The 14,026-nt window shown below is 65.3% G+C and carries 15 protein-coding genes; 8 read left to right on the top strand and 7 right to left on the bottom strand.

The window, feature by feature from the left end; genetic code table 11:
• Positions 1-2 precede the first annotated feature (2 nt).
• Positions 3-713 carry an alpha/beta fold hydrolase gene (locus RFA01S_RS11400; protein WP_032370617.1) on the bottom strand — a complete coding sequence of 237 codons (711 nt, stop codon included), beginning with the start codon at positions 711-713 and terminating at the stop codon, positions 3-5.
• A gap of 167 nt (positions 714-880) precedes the next feature.
• Between RFA01S_RS11400 and RFA01S_RS11405 the strand changes: the two genes are divergently transcribed.
• Positions 881-1,258 (top strand): OB-fold nucleic acid binding domain-containing protein, encoded by a 378-nt coding sequence (locus RFA01S_RS11405; protein ID WP_027496896.1) that lies wholly within the window; start codon positions 881-883, stop codon positions 1,256-1,258.
• A 73-nt stretch (positions 1,259-1,331) separates the two neighbouring features.
• On the top strand, positions 1,332-2,030 hold the full coding sequence (locus RFA01S_RS11410; RefSeq protein ID WP_051365378.1) for a DUF3159 domain-containing protein: 699 nt from the start codon (positions 1,332-1,334) through the stop codon (positions 2,028-2,030).
• On the opposite strand, the gene RFA01S_RS11415 is transcribed toward RFA01S_RS11410, so the two are convergent.
• Positions 2,004-2,663 (bottom strand): potassium channel family protein, encoded by a 660-nt coding sequence (locus RFA01S_RS11415; RefSeq protein WP_032365054.1) that lies wholly within the window; start codon positions 2,661-2,663, stop codon positions 2,004-2,006. The two genes, RFA01S_RS11410 and RFA01S_RS11415, sit on opposite strands and share 27 nt — an antisense overlap.
• A 49-nt stretch (positions 2,664-2,712) precedes the next feature.
• A complete protein-coding gene (locus RFA01S_RS11420) occupies positions 2,713-3,378 on the bottom strand; it encodes a potassium channel family protein (RefSeq protein ID WP_027496899.1) in 666 nt (221 codons plus the stop codon).
• A 180-nt stretch (positions 3,379-3,558) separates the two neighbouring features.
• Here RFA01S_RS11420 and RFA01S_RS11425 point away from each other — a divergent pair, with 180 nt between their 5' ends.
• The 3 genes from RFA01S_RS11425 to RFA01S_RS11435 are packed head-to-tail and all read left to right on the top strand — an operon-like array spanning position 3,559 to position 7,864.
• On the top strand, positions 3,559-5,556 hold the full coding sequence (locus RFA01S_RS11425) for an APC family permease (protein ID WP_032365101.1): 1,998 nt from the start codon (positions 3,559-3,561) through the stop codon (positions 5,554-5,556).
• Positions 5,553-6,824, top strand: a complete 1,272-nt coding sequence (locus RFA01S_RS11430) for a class I SAM-dependent RNA methyltransferase (protein WP_032408312.1) — start codon at positions 5,553-5,555, stop codon at positions 6,822-6,824. The genes RFA01S_RS11425 and RFA01S_RS11430 overlap by 4 nt, the downstream gene beginning before the upstream one ends.
• Before the next feature lie 44 nt (positions 6,825-6,868).
• Positions 6,869-7,864, top strand: coding sequence for an iron-siderophore ABC transporter substrate-binding protein (locus RFA01S_RS11435; protein WP_238325183.1), 996 nt, complete (start codon positions 6,869-6,871; stop codon positions 7,862-7,864).
• Here RFA01S_RS11435 and RFA01S_RS27435 read toward each other — a convergent pair.
• Positions 7,816-8,013 (bottom strand): hypothetical protein, encoded by a 198-nt coding sequence (locus RFA01S_RS27435; protein ID WP_037219315.1) that lies wholly within the window; start codon positions 8,011-8,013, stop codon positions 7,816-7,818. The genes RFA01S_RS11435 and RFA01S_RS27435 overlap by 49 nt on opposite strands.
• A 25-nt stretch (positions 8,014-8,038) precedes the next feature.
• On the opposite strand from RFA01S_RS27435, the gene RFA01S_RS11440 reads away from it, so the two are divergent.
• Positions 8,039-8,560 carry a CGNR zinc finger domain-containing protein gene (locus RFA01S_RS11440; protein WP_027496903.1) on the top strand — a complete coding sequence of 174 codons (522 nt, stop codon included), beginning with the start codon at positions 8,039-8,041 and terminating at the stop codon, positions 8,558-8,560.
• Between the two features lie 22 nt (positions 8,561-8,582).
• On the opposite strand, the gene RFA01S_RS11445 is transcribed toward RFA01S_RS11440, so the two are convergent.
• Both RFA01S_RS11445 and RFA01S_RS11450 read right to left on the bottom strand, forming a co-directional pair.
• Entirely contained in the window at positions 8,583-9,422 is an 840-nt protein-coding gene (locus RFA01S_RS11445) for an ABC transporter permease (protein ID WP_027496904.1), read from the bottom strand.
• Positions 9,419-10,432, bottom strand: coding sequence for a daunorubicin resistance protein DrrA family ABC transporter ATP-binding protein (locus tag RFA01S_RS11450; RefSeq protein ID WP_045841783.1), 1,014 nt, complete (start codon positions 10,430-10,432; stop codon positions 9,419-9,421). The genes RFA01S_RS11445 and RFA01S_RS11450 overlap by 4 nt, the downstream gene beginning before the upstream one ends.
• 164 nt (positions 10,433-10,596) lie before the next feature.
• On the opposite strand from RFA01S_RS11450, the gene RFA01S_RS11455 reads away from it, so the two are divergent.
• On the top strand, positions 10,597-11,352 hold the full coding sequence (locus RFA01S_RS11455; RefSeq protein ID WP_032408311.1) for a sigma-70 family RNA polymerase sigma factor: 756 nt from the start codon (positions 10,597-10,599) through the stop codon (positions 11,350-11,352).
• The gene (locus RFA01S_RS11460; protein WP_032408310.1) at positions 11,349-12,107 is read left to right on the top strand and encodes an anti-sigma factor; all 759 of its coding nucleotides are present in this window, start codon (positions 11,349-11,351) and stop codon (positions 12,105-12,107) included. The genes RFA01S_RS11455 and RFA01S_RS11460 overlap by 4 nt, the downstream gene beginning before the upstream one ends.
• 42 nt (positions 12,108-12,149) lie before the next feature.
• Here RFA01S_RS11460 and glsA read toward each other — a convergent pair whose 3' ends face one another.
• A complete protein-coding gene (gene glsA, locus RFA01S_RS11465) occupies positions 12,150-13,976 on the bottom strand; it encodes a glutaminase A (protein ID WP_032408309.1) in 1,827 nt (608 codons plus the stop codon).
• Positions 13,977-14,026: the final 50 nt, after the last annotated feature.

Consider the following 14,026-nt stretch of genomic DNA (forward strand, 5'->3'; position numbering starts at 1 on the left):
CGTCAGCCGTCGAGTGCCGCGGTCAGAGCGTCGACGGCTTCTCGGCCCAGGACCCCCGGGTCGAGTCCGATATCCGTCAATGTCACGGTCCGCAGTACGCCTCTCGGTAGGGCGCGAGCCCACTGCTCCGCCACCGCGATCGGATGCACCGGGTCGTCGATCGCGCCGACCACGACGGTCGGCGCGTCGATCCGCGCGAGACGGTCCAATTCCGGGCCTCGGTACGAGGCCGCCTCGTCCAGCGCGCGGGGGAGTGCCGGCCACTGCGACGCCCAGGATCGCGCCAGGGTGCGCGCGAGCCATTCTGGGCTCGACTCGGCCATGGTCGCCGTGACGCTGTCGAGCCCGTGTTCGCGAAGCGACCCAGCCGTGAACCGTGCACTCAGTGCAGCCGGTGAGCCGGTGGGATCGCCCGTCCACGCCGGCAGCGCCAGCGCCAACGCGACGACACTCGAGCGGTTGCGTTCGGCCCAGTGCGCCGCGACGGCTGCACCCAGCGAGATTCCGGCGACCACGACGGGACCGTGCGCGCGTACAGCGTCGTCGAGGGCACCGAGGTAGCTCCTCACCACGCCGGTCGGGTCGGGTTCCACGGCGACAGTGGTCAATCCCACAACGTCGAACGCCTGCCCGAATGCCTCCTGCGCGAACTGCGCGTCCGATCCCGTCCCCGGTAGAACGATCGCGGTGGAGGTCTCGAATCGGGTGTGCACGAGACGATTGTGCACGCCCCCGTTCGACGGCGTGGCGGTGGTTGGTCAGCGCGCCGGATCGGGTCTACAGTGGCGAAGTACCAGCTATGACGAGGGAAACTCCCAGGTCGCCGCAACTGCTCCCAGGAGTGGAGCTGCGAGACGACCCCCACCCGCAGGAGCGCACAATGGCACCCGCTGCCGCAGGATACTTTCGCCGTTTGACGCGAAAGTTGACCGAGGACATCGATCAGCTCGACGCCGAGGAGATGGCCGAATCCTCCGAAGCGTCCGGAGCCCGACGCGCCTGCGATTGCTCGCGTGGCGAAGAGGTCACGATGTTGGGTCGTCTACGCAGCGTCGAAGCGTGTTCCAAGGCCGCGAACGCCAACATCGAAGCGGAGTTCTTCGACGGCACCGACACGGTGACTCTCCTGTGGATCGGCCGGCGCAAGATTGCCGGAATCGAGCCGGGCAAGACGGTCCTGGTGCGTGGCCGGGTCGGCGAACGCGATGGGCGCAAGATCGTCTACAACCCGTACTACGAACTGCGCGACGACAACTGATCGTCCCCGGTATGGCACTCTCGTTCTCGTGACGAACAGCGACGATGCAGTGCCGCACCCGAGAACGTCGAGCATGCCGGAACCGGTACCCGACACGTCGACGCCGGACGCCGTGAAGACCGCCGCCCCCACCGTGCTCGAGCAGCTCGGCGGTGTGAGCGGATTGGTGTATTCCACACTGCCCGTGGTCGTCTTCGTCCCGTTCAACAGCTACTTCGGCCTGTCGGTCGCTCTGTGGGCGGCGTTGGGTGTCGCCGCGGCCGTTCTGGTGTGGCGTCTGGTACGCCGCAGCCCGATACAACCGGCCATCTCCGGATTCTTCGGCGTCGGCATCTGCGCTTTCATCGCGTACCGCACCGGGGACGCCAAGGGCTACTTCCTGTTCGGCATCTATACATCACTCGTCTACGGCGGGGCGTTCGTGCTGTCGGTTCTCGCCCGGTGGCCGCTCGTCGGCGTCATCTGGGGTTACCTCAACGGCAAGGGAACGTCGTGGCGTCGGGAGCGGTCTGCGGTTCGTTACTACGACGTGGCCACCATCGCCTGGGCGTCGGTGTTCGCTGCGCGCTACATCGTTCAGTCCCAGCTCTACGACTCGGACCAGACCGGCTGGCTCGCGGTGGCACGGATCGGGATGGGGTGGCCCCTGACCGGCGTAGCCCTACTGGTGACTCTGTGGGCGGTGCGTCAGGCAGATCGAGCGCTCGACCTCGCATCGAACGACGAACAGGCCGACGAGCTGCCGTCAGGTCAGACCGACCGCAGCACGTAGTTCGTCCTCCACCTCTTTCGCCGCGACGAAGAGCAACTCGTCACCGCCTTCGAGCGGATCGTCGTGCTGCGGAACGATGACACGGCCACCGCGAAGAATCGTCACCAGTGCTGCGTCCCGCGGTAGCTGGAGCTTGCGTACCGGCTTGCCCGCCAGGGGCGTGTTCTCGGGCAGAGTGATTTCCACGAGATTTGCCTGTCCCTTGCGGAACGTCATCAGGTGGACCAGATCGCCTACCGACACGGCCTCCTCCACCAGTGACGCCAGCATGCGTGGGGTCGAGACTGCGACATCGACACCCCAGGCTGCATCGAAGAGCCATTCGTTTCTGGGGTCGTTGACGCGGGCCACCACGCGGTTCACTCCGAACTCGGTTTTGGCCAGCAAGCTGAGCACCAGGTTCGCCTTGTCGTCGCCGGTAGCGGCGATCACCACGTCGTAGTTCTCGAGATGGGCGGCCTCGAGCAGACTCAACTCACAGGCGTCCGCGAGCACCCATTCGGCCTCGGGTACCGCGGCCTGATCGACGTGGTCGAGTTTGCGTTCGAGGAGCATCACCTCGTGCTCGCTTCGGATCAACTCGCGTGCAATGGATCTGCCGACTGCGCCGGCACCGGCGATGGCGACTTTCATGGCTTCCCGTTCGGGTCGATGGGGGAGGAGAACAACGTACGGGCGAGCATCAGTCGTCCGACGGTGGCGGATTGCCGGCCAATGCGATGGCCTCGGCGACGGTCCCGGAGACGGCAGCGACGTACACCTCGTCGCCTGCCTGGATCACGGTGCGCTTGTCGGGCAGCAGTCCGGTGCCGAAACGGATGACGAACGCGGCCCGCGACCGGGTCGCATCCTCGAGTACCGACAATTTCTTGCCGATCCACGCATCGTGGAAGTCGAGCAGCACCACCGCGACGCTCCCGGACGGATCTCGCCACTTGGTGGTGGGGTCGTCCCGCAGAAGATTGTGCAGAAACCGGTCGGTCGCCCACGGCACTGTGGCCACGGTCGGAATACCGAGGCGCTCGTACACGGCGGCGCGTTTGGCGTCGTAGATCCTGGCGACGACCTTCTCGACGCCGAACGTCTCGCGCGCGACGCGCGCGGAGATGATGTTGGAATTGTCACCGGAGGATACGGCTGCGAATGCCTCCGCCTTCTCGATTCCGGCGCGCACCAACACATCTCGGTCGAATCCCATACCGACTACTCGATGCCCGCCGAAGTCGGGGTCGAGGCGCAGAAACGCGGTTTCGTCGCGGTCGATGATCGCCACCTCGTGCCCGATGCGCTCGAGCGCTCCGGCCAGCGATGCGCCGACACGGCCACACCCCATCACAACTACGTACAACGCCCAGCTCCGTCCCGATCTCGATTGCCGACCAACACTGCCGACGACATTGCCACCGTGTGCATGCGAGCACCAACGTATCGGGGATTCGTCACCGGCTCGACCGTGGGTGGGCATCGGATGGAAGTCAAAGGGCGCGTGGTTGCGCCGCCGGCGACCCGACGGCCTACGCTTCTGATCGTGTCCAAGGTCTCGACTGCCGCAAAGCGGCTGGTTCTCGGTAAGCCGTTCCGCAGCGACAAGCTCGGTCATACCTTGCTACCCAAGCGAATCGCGCTACCGGTGTTCGCCTCGGACGCCATGTCCTCGGTTGCGTACGCACCCGAAGAGATCTTCCTGGTGTTGTCCGTGGCCGGGATATCGGCGCTCACGTTCACTCCGTGGATCGGTCTCGCGGTCTGTGTCGTGATGGCGGTGGTGGTCGCCAGCTACCGGCAGAACGTGCACGCCTACCCGTCCGGCGGTGGTGATTACGAGGTCGCGACCACCAACCTCGGTCCTGCGGCGGGTCTGACCGTGGGTAGTGCATTGTTGGTGGACTACGTGCTGACCGTGGCGGTCTCCATTTCGGCGGCCGCGTCGAACATCGGTTCGGCCGTGCCCTTCGTCGCGCAGCACAAGGTGCTGTTCGCGGTGGTGGCCATCGTGTTCATCACGTCGATCAACCTGCGCGGTATCCGCGAGTCGGGTGCCGCGTTCGCCATTCCCACATACGCCTTCATGGGCGGCATGTTCCTGATGTTGGGCTACGGGTTGTTCCGGGTCTACGTGCTCGGAGACGACATTCACGCCGAGTCGGCGACGTTCGATCTGAAAGCCGAGGACTCGCATCTGTACGGGATCGCGTTCGCGTTCCTCGTCGCGCGGGCGTTCTCGTCGGGTTGCGCGGCGCTGACCGGAGTCGAGGCCATCAGTAACGGGGTGCCTGCCTTCGAGAAGCCCAAGTCCCGTAACGCGGCAACCACGCTGTTGCTGCTCGGCGGTATCGGCATCACGTTGTTGATGGGCATCATCGTGCTGGCGCAGAAGATCGGCATCAAGTACGCGATGGACCCGGAGACGCAGCTGATCGGGGCACCGGATGGCTACCACCAGAAGACGTTGATCGCGCAGTTGGCGGAGGCAGTGTTCAGCGGGTTCCCCGTTGGGTTCTTCTTCATCACCGCCGTGACGGCGTTGATCCTGGTACTCGCCGCGAACACGGCATTCAACGGCTTCCCCGTGCTGGGCTCGGTGCTCGCTCAGGACCGGTATCTACCCCGACAGTTGCACACACGCGGCGATCGCCTTGCCTTCAGTAACGGCATTCTGTTCCTGTCCGGCGCAGCCATCGTGTTCGTCGTGGTGTTCGGAGCAGAGGTCACCAAGCTCATCCAGCTCTACATCGTGGGTGTGTTCGTCTCGTTCACCCTGAGCCAGACCGGCATGATCCGGCACTGGACCCGCCTGCTCCGAACCGAGACCGATGGCGAGCAGCGCGGCAGGATGCAGCGCTCGCGGGTGGTCAACAGCGTCGGTCTGGCCATGACGGCGACCGTTCTCGTGATCGTGTTGATCACCAAGTTCGCTGCCGGAGCCTGGATCGCGATCGTGGCGATGGTGGCCATCTTCATCCTGATGCGGATGATCAGAAAGCACTACGACACCGTGGCGCGCGAGCTCGAGAACGAGGTGTGGGACGGCGTACTACCCAGCCGCACGCACTCGATCGTGCTGGTGTCCAAGCTGCACATGCCGACCCTGCGGGCTCTCGCCTACGCACGCGCGACCAGGCCCGACACTCTCGAAGCCGTCACCGTCAACGTCGACGAGGTGGACACCCGAGCATTGGTACGTGAATGGGAGGCCAGTGACGTCTCGGTACCCCTGAAGGTCGTCGAATCGCCCTACCGCGAAGTCACCAAGCCGGTTCTGGACTACGTCAAACGAGTTCGACGCGACTCACCACGTGATGTGGTGACCGTCTTCATCCCCGAGTACGTCGTCGGTCACTGGTGGGAGCAGGTCCTGCACAACCAGAGTGCGCTGAGATTGAAGTCCCGACTGCTGTTCCAACCCGGCGTGATGGTCACCAGCGTTCCGTGGCAGCTGCGCTCGTCGGAGAAGGCCAGGCGCGAGGTGCTCGGAAATGCGCCGGGTGCATCGCGTCGCGGCTACGAACCGCCGGCGGGCAAATGACCGAGAACTGGTTCGGGCTGGTGCTCGACGTCGAACTGGGTGCTCCCGGACACGGTGGGTTCTGCGTGGCCCGTCACGAAGGTCGGGTGGTGTTCGTCCGCCACGGGCTACCGGGGGAACGCGTCATGGCCAAGGTGACCGAGGATCGCGGTGGGTCGTTCTGCCGCGCCGACGCGATCGAGATCCTCACCGCGTCGCCGGACCGCATCGACGCTCGCTGCCCCATCTCCGGCCCCGGTGGTTCGGGATGCTGCGACTATTCTCACGCGACCCCCGAAGCCGGTCGTCGACTCAAGTCCTCCGTCGTCGCCGAACAGCTGCGCCGCGTCGCGGGCATGGAGAGGGACGTTCCGGTCGAGGAGTTGCCGGGCACCGGCGACGGCACCGGATGGCGGACCCGTGTTCGGCTGGCAGTGGATTCGGGTGGACGGCCCGGCTACCACCGCTATCGAAGCAGTTCGATCGTCACGGAGTTGTCGTGCCCGCAAATGGATCCGGTTGCGTTCGACGGATTGTCGGACCGTGAGTGGCGCGCAGGTGCCGAATTGCAGGTGGTCCTCGACGGTACGGGTGAACGCCATGTGGTGGAGGTGGCACCGGCCCAGTTGACGCGAACCGGACGCCGGTCTCCGGGCCGCCGCGGTGCGTCGGCGCGTCGAGCAGCGTCGTCCCGGGCCAGGCCGGAAAAGGCTGTCATCGGCTCGGGTCGCGTCACCGAATTCGTCTCGGCGCGACCGTGGACACTCGATGCCACCGGCTTCTGGCAGGCGCACAAAGGAGCGGCTCAGGTGTACACCGACGTCGTACGCGACTGGGCAGACGCCGAGCCGGGTGACGGCGCATGGGATCTCTACGGCGGTGTCGGCGTGTTCGCGGCGGCTCTCGCCGAGCGGGTGGGATCGAGCGGACGAGTCACCAGCGTCGAGTTCTCGCGCCGGGCCGCCGAGGACGGGCGTTCGGCGCTGCACGACCTTGCTCAGGTTTCGTTCGCGCCGGGCCGGGTCGAGCGATCGATGGATTCGTTGCCGGAATCGGTGGCGGTGGCGGTACTCGATCCGCCGCGAGCCGGTGCCGGACGCGACGTCATCGAAGGTCTCGCGACGCGGTCTCCCCGCACGATCGTCCACATCGGCTGCGATCCGGCATCGTTCGCGCGGGACGCGAGCCTCTACCGGGCAGCCGGTTACGAGCTGACGGACGTGCGCGCGTTCGACGCGTTTCCTCTGACCAGCCACGTCGAATGTATCGGCCGCTTCGTCCGTAAATAGGGTTGCCTCACCAATCTTGGCGAGTCTGACGTACCGTTTCTCGGGTGAGAATTCGTCGCACCGTCGGTGCTGTGTCGGTCGCCCTGCTGTTCCTGACCGCCGTCGTCTCGTGTGGGTCGGGCGGGGACGACGGACCCGGATCGGAGGCGCCGTCCGACGGATCGGCGGCTGCGTTCCCTGTCACGATCGATACCGAGTTCGGCGGCGTGACCGTCGACAGTGCCCCGCAGCGCGTCGTCGCGCTCGGCTGGGGTGACGCGGAAACCGCACTGGCGCTCGGTGTCTCACCGGTCGGTGCGAGCGACTGGCTTGCCTTCGGCGGCGACGGCGTCGGTCCGTGGGCGGCCGGGCTCTACGACGCACCACCCCAGATCATCGGGACGCAGGAGCCGTCGTTCGAGCAGGTCGCGGCGCTGGAGCCGGATCTGATCTTCGACACCAAGAGCTCCGGTGACGCCGATCGGTACGCCACGCTGTCCGCCATTGCTCCGACGGTGGGTATACCGGCGGGGGCGGACAACTACCTGACAACGCTCGAGCAGCAGGTCATGATGGTGGCCACGGCACTCGGCAAGCAGTCCGAAGGGGACGCGCTGCTCGCAGGAATCGCCGACCGTTTCGATGCAGCGGCCGCTGCCCATCCGGAATTCGCCGGCAAGACAGCGGTGGTCGGGGCCTACAGCGGCACCGGATACGGCGCATACATCTCGTCGAACAGTCGACTCGAGTTCATGAAGAAGCTCGGCTTCGTCACCAGCCCGACCATCGATTCTCTTCCGCCGCGCGGCTTTTCGGTTCCGATTTCCGGGGAGGAGCTCGACCTGCTCGACGCCGACGTACTGATCGTCTTCCCCATCCAGAAGGCGCCGTCCGAGGTGACCGACAATCCGCTGTTCCAACGGATTCCGGCTGTCGCGGACGGTCGCTACGTCGTGTTCGACGACCCGGAAGTCGCGAAGTCCTACGCCACCAACTCGGCGCTGTCCATCGGCTATGCACTCGACACAGTGGTGCCTGCGGTGGCGAACGTGCTGGGGTGATCCACTTCGGCAACCGGGGCGAATGTCTGCGCGGGTACCGAGACGATGCGTTGAGCTCCGCAGTGGCAGCCCTGGTAGCCGACGAGGCCCTCGCTGGTGTCGTGGAGCGAGCGGGTGGTCCAGGAGTGTGTGCTGTGTTCGATGTCCATGCATCCACTGTGATGTAATGGTCTTGTGCACATCAACCCTTACGGAGAATATGCCGTGAAACTGGGCATCGACCTCCTCAACCGGCCACCCACGTCGCCGAGCGAATTGGGGGCCCGCTGCATCGACGCCGGCCTCGTTCCCGACTGGACTGCCACCGACGCCGATCTCGCGGACACACTCGAATTCCTCCGCGAGTGGGCTCGCGTGGTGGATGCAGAGACAGCCGAGGAGCGCGCCGAGGCCCTGAACGCCCTCCTTGCACAGGCATCCGCGTACCCGCGATTGACCAACCATGCCGACGACGGCTGGCACATGCACTATCGCGACCCCAACATCGCGTTGGGCGGCGTCATCAGGGCACTGGTCGGTGTCGGTACCGCGCTGCACTTGACCGGTCGAGGAATGGACAGACTCCATCGGTGCGCCGCAGCCGACTGCACGACCGCCTTCGCCGACACCTCACGTACCGGACGGCAGCGGTACTGCGGAACCGTGTGCTCGAACCGGGACGCAGTCCGCCGACACCGAGCCCGCGCCGCATCCTGACGCTTGCACCGGGAGGCGCGGATCAGGACTTGCGGTTGTACAGCCGCATCGTGATCGGTCCGAAGATCGCCAGCATCGCCGCCGACAGCACCAGAGTCACTCCGAGTTGGCCGGTGTCGACATCGCCCTGCATCAGGCCTCGAAGTGACGTCACCAGAAAGCTGACCGGGTTGACGTCGACGAACGCACGAAGCCACCCCGGCATCGTGTTGGGGTCGACGAAGATGTTGCTCGCGAACGTCAGCGGAAACAGGATGAACATCGACATCCCCATCACGGCTGCCTCGGTGCGCACGATCATGGCGATCATCGTCCAGATCCAGGACAGACAGAACGAGAACACGAGCAACAGCACGATCGATGCGATCACACCGAGTAGCCCGCCTTGCGGCCGGAAACCGAGAATCAGCCCCAAGATCAGTACGATCACCGACGCCAACGTGTAGCGTACGACGTCACCCAGCAACGCACCGACCAGCGGCGACGGGCGCCAGATCGGCAACGATCGGAACCGGTCGAACACACCCTTCTCGATGTCCTTGTTCATCGTCACGCCGGTGTACATCGTGATCATCACCACGGTCTGCACCAGGATGCCCGGCAGCAGAAACTGGATGTACGCGTCGGTCGAACCGGCCAGAGCGCCGCCGAACAGGTACGTGAACAACAGCGTGAACATGATCGGAAACGCCGTCACGTCGAACAACTGCTCCGGTACGTGCTTGATCTTCAGCAACGCCCGCCAGCCGAAGCTCAGCGAGGTCGACAGCGACGACGGACGCTCCGGCCTCGGACCTGCGGCTGAGAGAACATCGATGATCGTCGACGCCTGCGGGGCGGATCGTTGGGCCTCGGTGGTCATGACGCGATCTCCCCGTTGTCGATTTCAGCTTTTTTCGCACCCACCGGCTCCACTCCCGCTCCCGCGTCGTGCCCGGTCAGCGCCAGGAACACCTCGTCCAGACTCGGCTGACCGAGGGTGAAGGATGCGATGGCGATTCCGGCGGATTCGAGAGCAGGAAGGATCGGTGCCGCCTGCGCCGGATTGTCCAGTCGTGCGGACACGGTGAACGGGTCGGCGTCCTCGGTCACGGTGCTGCCGACCAGATCTCGAACGATTCTCGCCGCGGCATTCCGGTGCCCGGCATCGAGCACGCGCAGGTGCAGTGAGTTCGATCCCACCGATGCCTTCAGCTCGCCCGTCGTGCCCTCGGCGATGACTTTGCCGTGGTCGATCACCGCCACGCGCCCGGCCAGGTGGTCGGCCTCGTCGAGATACTGCGTCGTCAGCAGTACCGTCGTGCCGCCTGCCACCAGTGCACGGACGATCTCCCAGACGTGATTGCGACTGCGCGGGTCCAGGCCGGTGGTGGGTTCGTCGAGAAAGATCAGCTCGGGGGTGACGATGATGCTCGCCGCGATGTCGATGCGCCTGCGCATGCCACCGGAGTAGGTCTTGACCTGTCGCGGTCCGGCGTCGGCGATGTCGAATGCTGTCAACAGTTGATCAGCGCGCGCTCGGGCGGCCGGACGTGAGTAGCCGAGCAGCCGCGCCAGCAGAACGAGATTCTCGGTGCCGGTCAGATCCTCGTCGAGCGAGGCGAATTGACCCGTGAGAGAGACTTTTCGGCGAACGGCCTCCGGCTCGGTTGCCACGTCGTGTCCCAGGACTCGTGCGCTGCCGCCGTCTATCGGAAGAAGTGTCGCCAGCATCCGGATGGTCGTGGTTTTCCCGGCCCCGTTGGGTCCGAGTACGCCGTACACCCCGCCGGACGGGATCGACAGATCCACGCCGTCGACTGCGGCGGTGGTGCCGAAATGTTTGACGAGCCCGTGGGTTTCGATGGCCGTCATGCGTGTCCGTCCCTCCATCGAGCTGTCCGCCCGATTGCCCGCGTTTGTCCGATTCTCGCACCCAGGATGAAGCCCGGTCCAATTCTGCGCAAACGAATTTCGGTCGCGGACCATCCCTCGGGGTGTTTGTTCCGAATATGTACTGCGGCGGGAAAACGCGGAGGTTTCGATATGAGGGCTACATGACCACTAGTGTCATGATCGATGAACTCGATCATGAACCCGTCTGCTGGGACGACAGTCCGATGAGCGTGCCGTTCTCCGACGCTTCCGGATCTGCGGGCACCGGCCGTGACCGAACGCCGCCCGTGTCCGAGGACAGCACCTCGGTCGAGGATGCGGTGTGCGCAGTACCGAGCCCGCAGCTGAAGAATCTGCGTGCCGAGGAGACGGACCGTCTCCGTCGCTTGATGGCGGCCGTTGCCCAGGGCGACCGGTCGGCCTTCGCCGAACTGTACGACGCCACGTCCTCCCGTGTGTACGGGATGGTGGTGCGCGTGCTTCGCGACCCGGGGTACAGCGAGGAGACCGCGCAGGAGGTGTTCCTCCAGATCTGGCGTGCAGCACCGAATTACGATCCGAGCCAGGGGAGTCCGCTGGCGTGGATCATGACGCTTGCACATCGCCGGGCGGTCGATCGGGTACGTAGCGAACAGTCGGGTACCGACCGCGAGGCGGCGTACGGTGCCGTGAGTCACACGCCCGAGCATGACGAGGTACTCGAGACGGTGACCCAGCGGCTCGAATCGGAGGCCGTCGTGGCCTGTCTCGACACTCTGACCGATACGCAGAGCGAGTCGGTACGAATGGCTTATTACAGCGGGTACACCTATCGCGAGGTTGCCGAACGGCTCGGGGTGGCCGTGCCGACGATCAAATCGCGCATACGAGATGGATTGATCAAGTTGAAGACATGCCTGGGGGTGATCCCGCAATGAGTGAAGCGTCACGGCAACGACTGCTGGACGAAGCGGAGGTCTATGCCCTCCACGCGATGAGCGAGTCCGAGCGGCGCGCCATCGAATCCGAGCGAATCCGCGTCGACGAGACGACCCGGGCACAATTCGACATCCTCGTGGGTGAGATTCACGAAACGCTGGCGTTGGCTGCGGCGGCAGACGCGACTCCCGCACCCGAACGCGTGCGGGAGGCCGTGCTAGCGCGTGTCGCCGCGAGCGATCAGGAGCCGACGGTCCGAGAACTTCCGCCGAACGTCACTCCGCTGCACCGGCACCGACGTGAGCGCTCCAAGACGTGGCGATACTCGATGGTGTCCGCGGCTGCCGCGATCGTCGTCGCAGTCGGTGGTGTAGTCGTCGTCACGCAGACCATGGGCTCGGACCCGCAGCCTTCCCAGGCCGAGCAGATCGTCGCAGCGCCCGACGCTCGTGAGGCGTCTGCGGAGTTCCCGGGTGGCGGCACGGCAAAGGTGTCGTACTCGCTGAGCCGAGATGCGGTCGTGGTGACTCTGGACGGTGTCTCGGAGCCGCCCTCGGGGCGGGTCTACCAGATGTGGTTCGTCGACGGTGCGCCGCGCTCCGCCGGCGTTGTCACCGAGGATCAGCTCACGTCGAGCGACGGCACCGTGGTGGACGGCATGGGAGCGTCGACCAACTTCGCGTTCTCGCTCGAGCCTGCCGGCGGCTCGGCGCAGCCCACCGAGGTCCTCACTATGATCACGCTCGACGCCTGATCAGGGGCCATGCACGTCCACTCGGGCGGTTCGACAGTCGGATCAGATGCCGATGTCGAACCGCCCGAGCGTCTTGACGACGGACGCCATCTGGCCGTACGCGCCGCTGGCCAGATTTTCCAGGAGCGCCAGCTTCACTTCCGGGGCGTCCCGAGTCAGTGACTCGAAGTGCGATACCGACACGACCACCAGATCGACAGGGGTGTCGGCCACCATGTCCAGCAGGAACGGCACCGACATCAGCAGTGGCATCTCGCCGAAGCTCATCCCGGGGGAGAGCGTCGTGATGCGGTGTGTGCCCCCGTCTGCGGACACGGCCGTCGATGTCACTTCTCCGCGCAGGATCAAGAACAGACCCGCTGCCGGCGCACCACGGTGAACGATGACGTCGCCCCGTGCGTAGTGACGTTTCTCCAGATATGGAGTCACCGAGTCGAATTGCTCGGTGGACAGACCGGCGAGCAACGGGTGCTCGGCCGGAGTGATCTCTGCCGGTTGCCGCGCGCCGGAGCAGTGCCGATCGAGCAGCAGGTTCTCTGCCCACTGGATGGCCGAGCTCAGACTCGAGTACACCCGGCCCGCCGGATCGTTCGGGTCCAGGCTCGACGTCGTGTGGCCCATGATGGCTCTGGGATCCACCAGGCACACCACACAGCCGTGGTCGGCGAGATCGCGGCGTAGGTCCTCGAACATCGAACGGGCGATGTCGCTCACCTCGTCGACGCCACGAACGTCGATGACGAGTGCATCGAGATTCCGGTCGAGGTTGCCGATCTCGCGGACCGCTGTCTCGGCACCCGAGAACAGCAGGTCCCCGTGCAACTCGTAGACCCGCGCCCGGTCGCCGACTGCAGCGAGTGTGGCCTGTTCGATCTCGGATCGTCGTTTTCGCGACGGTGCCTCGGTGAGAACGTACCGACGTCGAATCGACGACTTCGCGGCCCGAGTGACATGTAGAAAGTGCAATTCGAGTCTGGTGGAGAGTTCTCGGCAGGCAGCAACGCCGCGCACGCTGTTGCCGTGCGAATCGAGGCGGGGGGAGTAGACGGCGATGCCCATCTGCCCAGGAAGCACCGCCAGGATGCCGCCGCCGACCCCACTCTTGGCCGGCATACCCACCCGCGCCACCCAGTCGCCTGCGCCGTCGTACATCCCACAGGTCGTCATCACCGACAGCACGCGTTCGACCAGTGCGGGTGCCAGGGCGCGCTCCTTGGTGTGGGGATTGACTCCGTTGTTGGCCATCGTGGCGGCCATCATGGCCAGATCCGCCGCCGTGACGTCGATCGAGCACTGGCGGAAGTACAGGTCGACGGCGGCCTCCGGATCGTGGTCGATGATGCCGAAGGACCGCAGCATGTAGCCGATGGCGCGATTGCGGTGTCCGGTGCGCGCTTCGGATCGGTACACGGCGTCGTTGAAGCTCAGAGACCTTCCTGCATACCGGGAATACGACGCTCGAATGCGCTCGAATCGTTCCTCTGCGGTGCGGCCGGCGATGAGCGACGCGGACGTGATCGCACCCGCGTTGATCATCGGGTTTCGGGGCCGCTCCGTGACGGGGTCCAGGCTGATCTCGTTGAACGGCTCACCCGAGGGTTCGACGTCGATCTTGCCTGCGACGACGTCGAGCCCGCGGTCGGCCAGCGCGAGTGCATAGGTGAAGGGTTTCGAGATGGATTGGATGGTGAACGGCATCCTCGTGTCGCCGACTTCGTACAGGTAGCCGTCGGTGGTCGTCAGGGCGATACCGAAGCCGTCCGGCGTCACGGCTGCGAGTTCGGGGATGTAGTCGGCGACCTGTCCCGACGCGTCGTCCCGGCACAGTTCGTGAACCCGGGTCAGGATGGCATCGACGACGTTGCTCATGGGCGACACTGTATGTCGGGTGTCCGTTTCGAGCGTATTCGAGGTTAGGG

This window comes from Rhodococcoides fascians NBRC 12155 = LMG 3623, assembly GCF_001894785.1.
GTDB classification, from domain to species: Bacteria; Actinomycetota; Actinomycetes; order Mycobacteriales; family Mycobacteriaceae; genus Rhodococcoides; species Rhodococcoides fascians.

What these genes read in the sequence shown, in the direction of transcription:
- RFA01S_RS11405 (WP_027496896.1), top strand. Translation starts at nt 881, where the DNA reads ATGGCACCCGCTGCCGCAGGATACTTTCGCCGTTTGACGCGAAAGTTG.
- RFA01S_RS11410 (WP_051365378.1), top strand. Translation starts at nt 1,332, where the DNA reads ATGCCGGAACCGGTACCCGACACGTCGACGCCGGACGCCGTGAAGACC.
- glsA (WP_032408309.1), bottom strand. Translation starts at nt 13,976, where the DNA reads ATGAGCAACGTCGTCGATGCCATCCTGACCCGGGTTCACGAACTGTGC.
- RFA01S_RS11430 (WP_032408312.1), top strand. Translation starts at nt 5,553, where the DNA reads ATGACCGAGAACTGGTTCGGGCTGGTGCTCGACGTCGAACTGGGTGCT.
- RFA01S_RS11455 (WP_032408311.1), top strand. Translation starts at nt 10,597, where the DNA reads ATGACCACTAGTGTCATGATCGATGAACTCGATCATGAACCCGTCTGC.
- RFA01S_RS11415 (WP_032365054.1), bottom strand. Translation starts at nt 2,663, where the DNA reads ATGAAAGTCGCCATCGCCGGTGCCGGCGCAGTCGGCAGATCCATTGCA.
- RFA01S_RS11445 (WP_027496904.1), bottom strand. Translation starts at nt 9,422, where the DNA reads ATGACCACCGAGGCCCAACGATCCGCCCCGCAGGCGTCGACGATCATC.
- RFA01S_RS27435 (WP_037219315.1), bottom strand. Translation starts at nt 8,013, where the DNA reads ATGGACATCGAACACAGCACACACTCCTGGACCACCCGCTCGCTCCAC.
- RFA01S_RS11460 (WP_032408310.1), top strand. Translation starts at nt 11,349, where the DNA reads ATGAGTGAAGCGTCACGGCAACGACTGCTGGACGAAGCGGAGGTCTAT.
- RFA01S_RS11450 (WP_045841783.1), bottom strand. Translation starts at nt 10,432, where the DNA reads ATGGAGGGACGGACACGCATGACGGCCATCGAAACCCACGGGCTCGTC.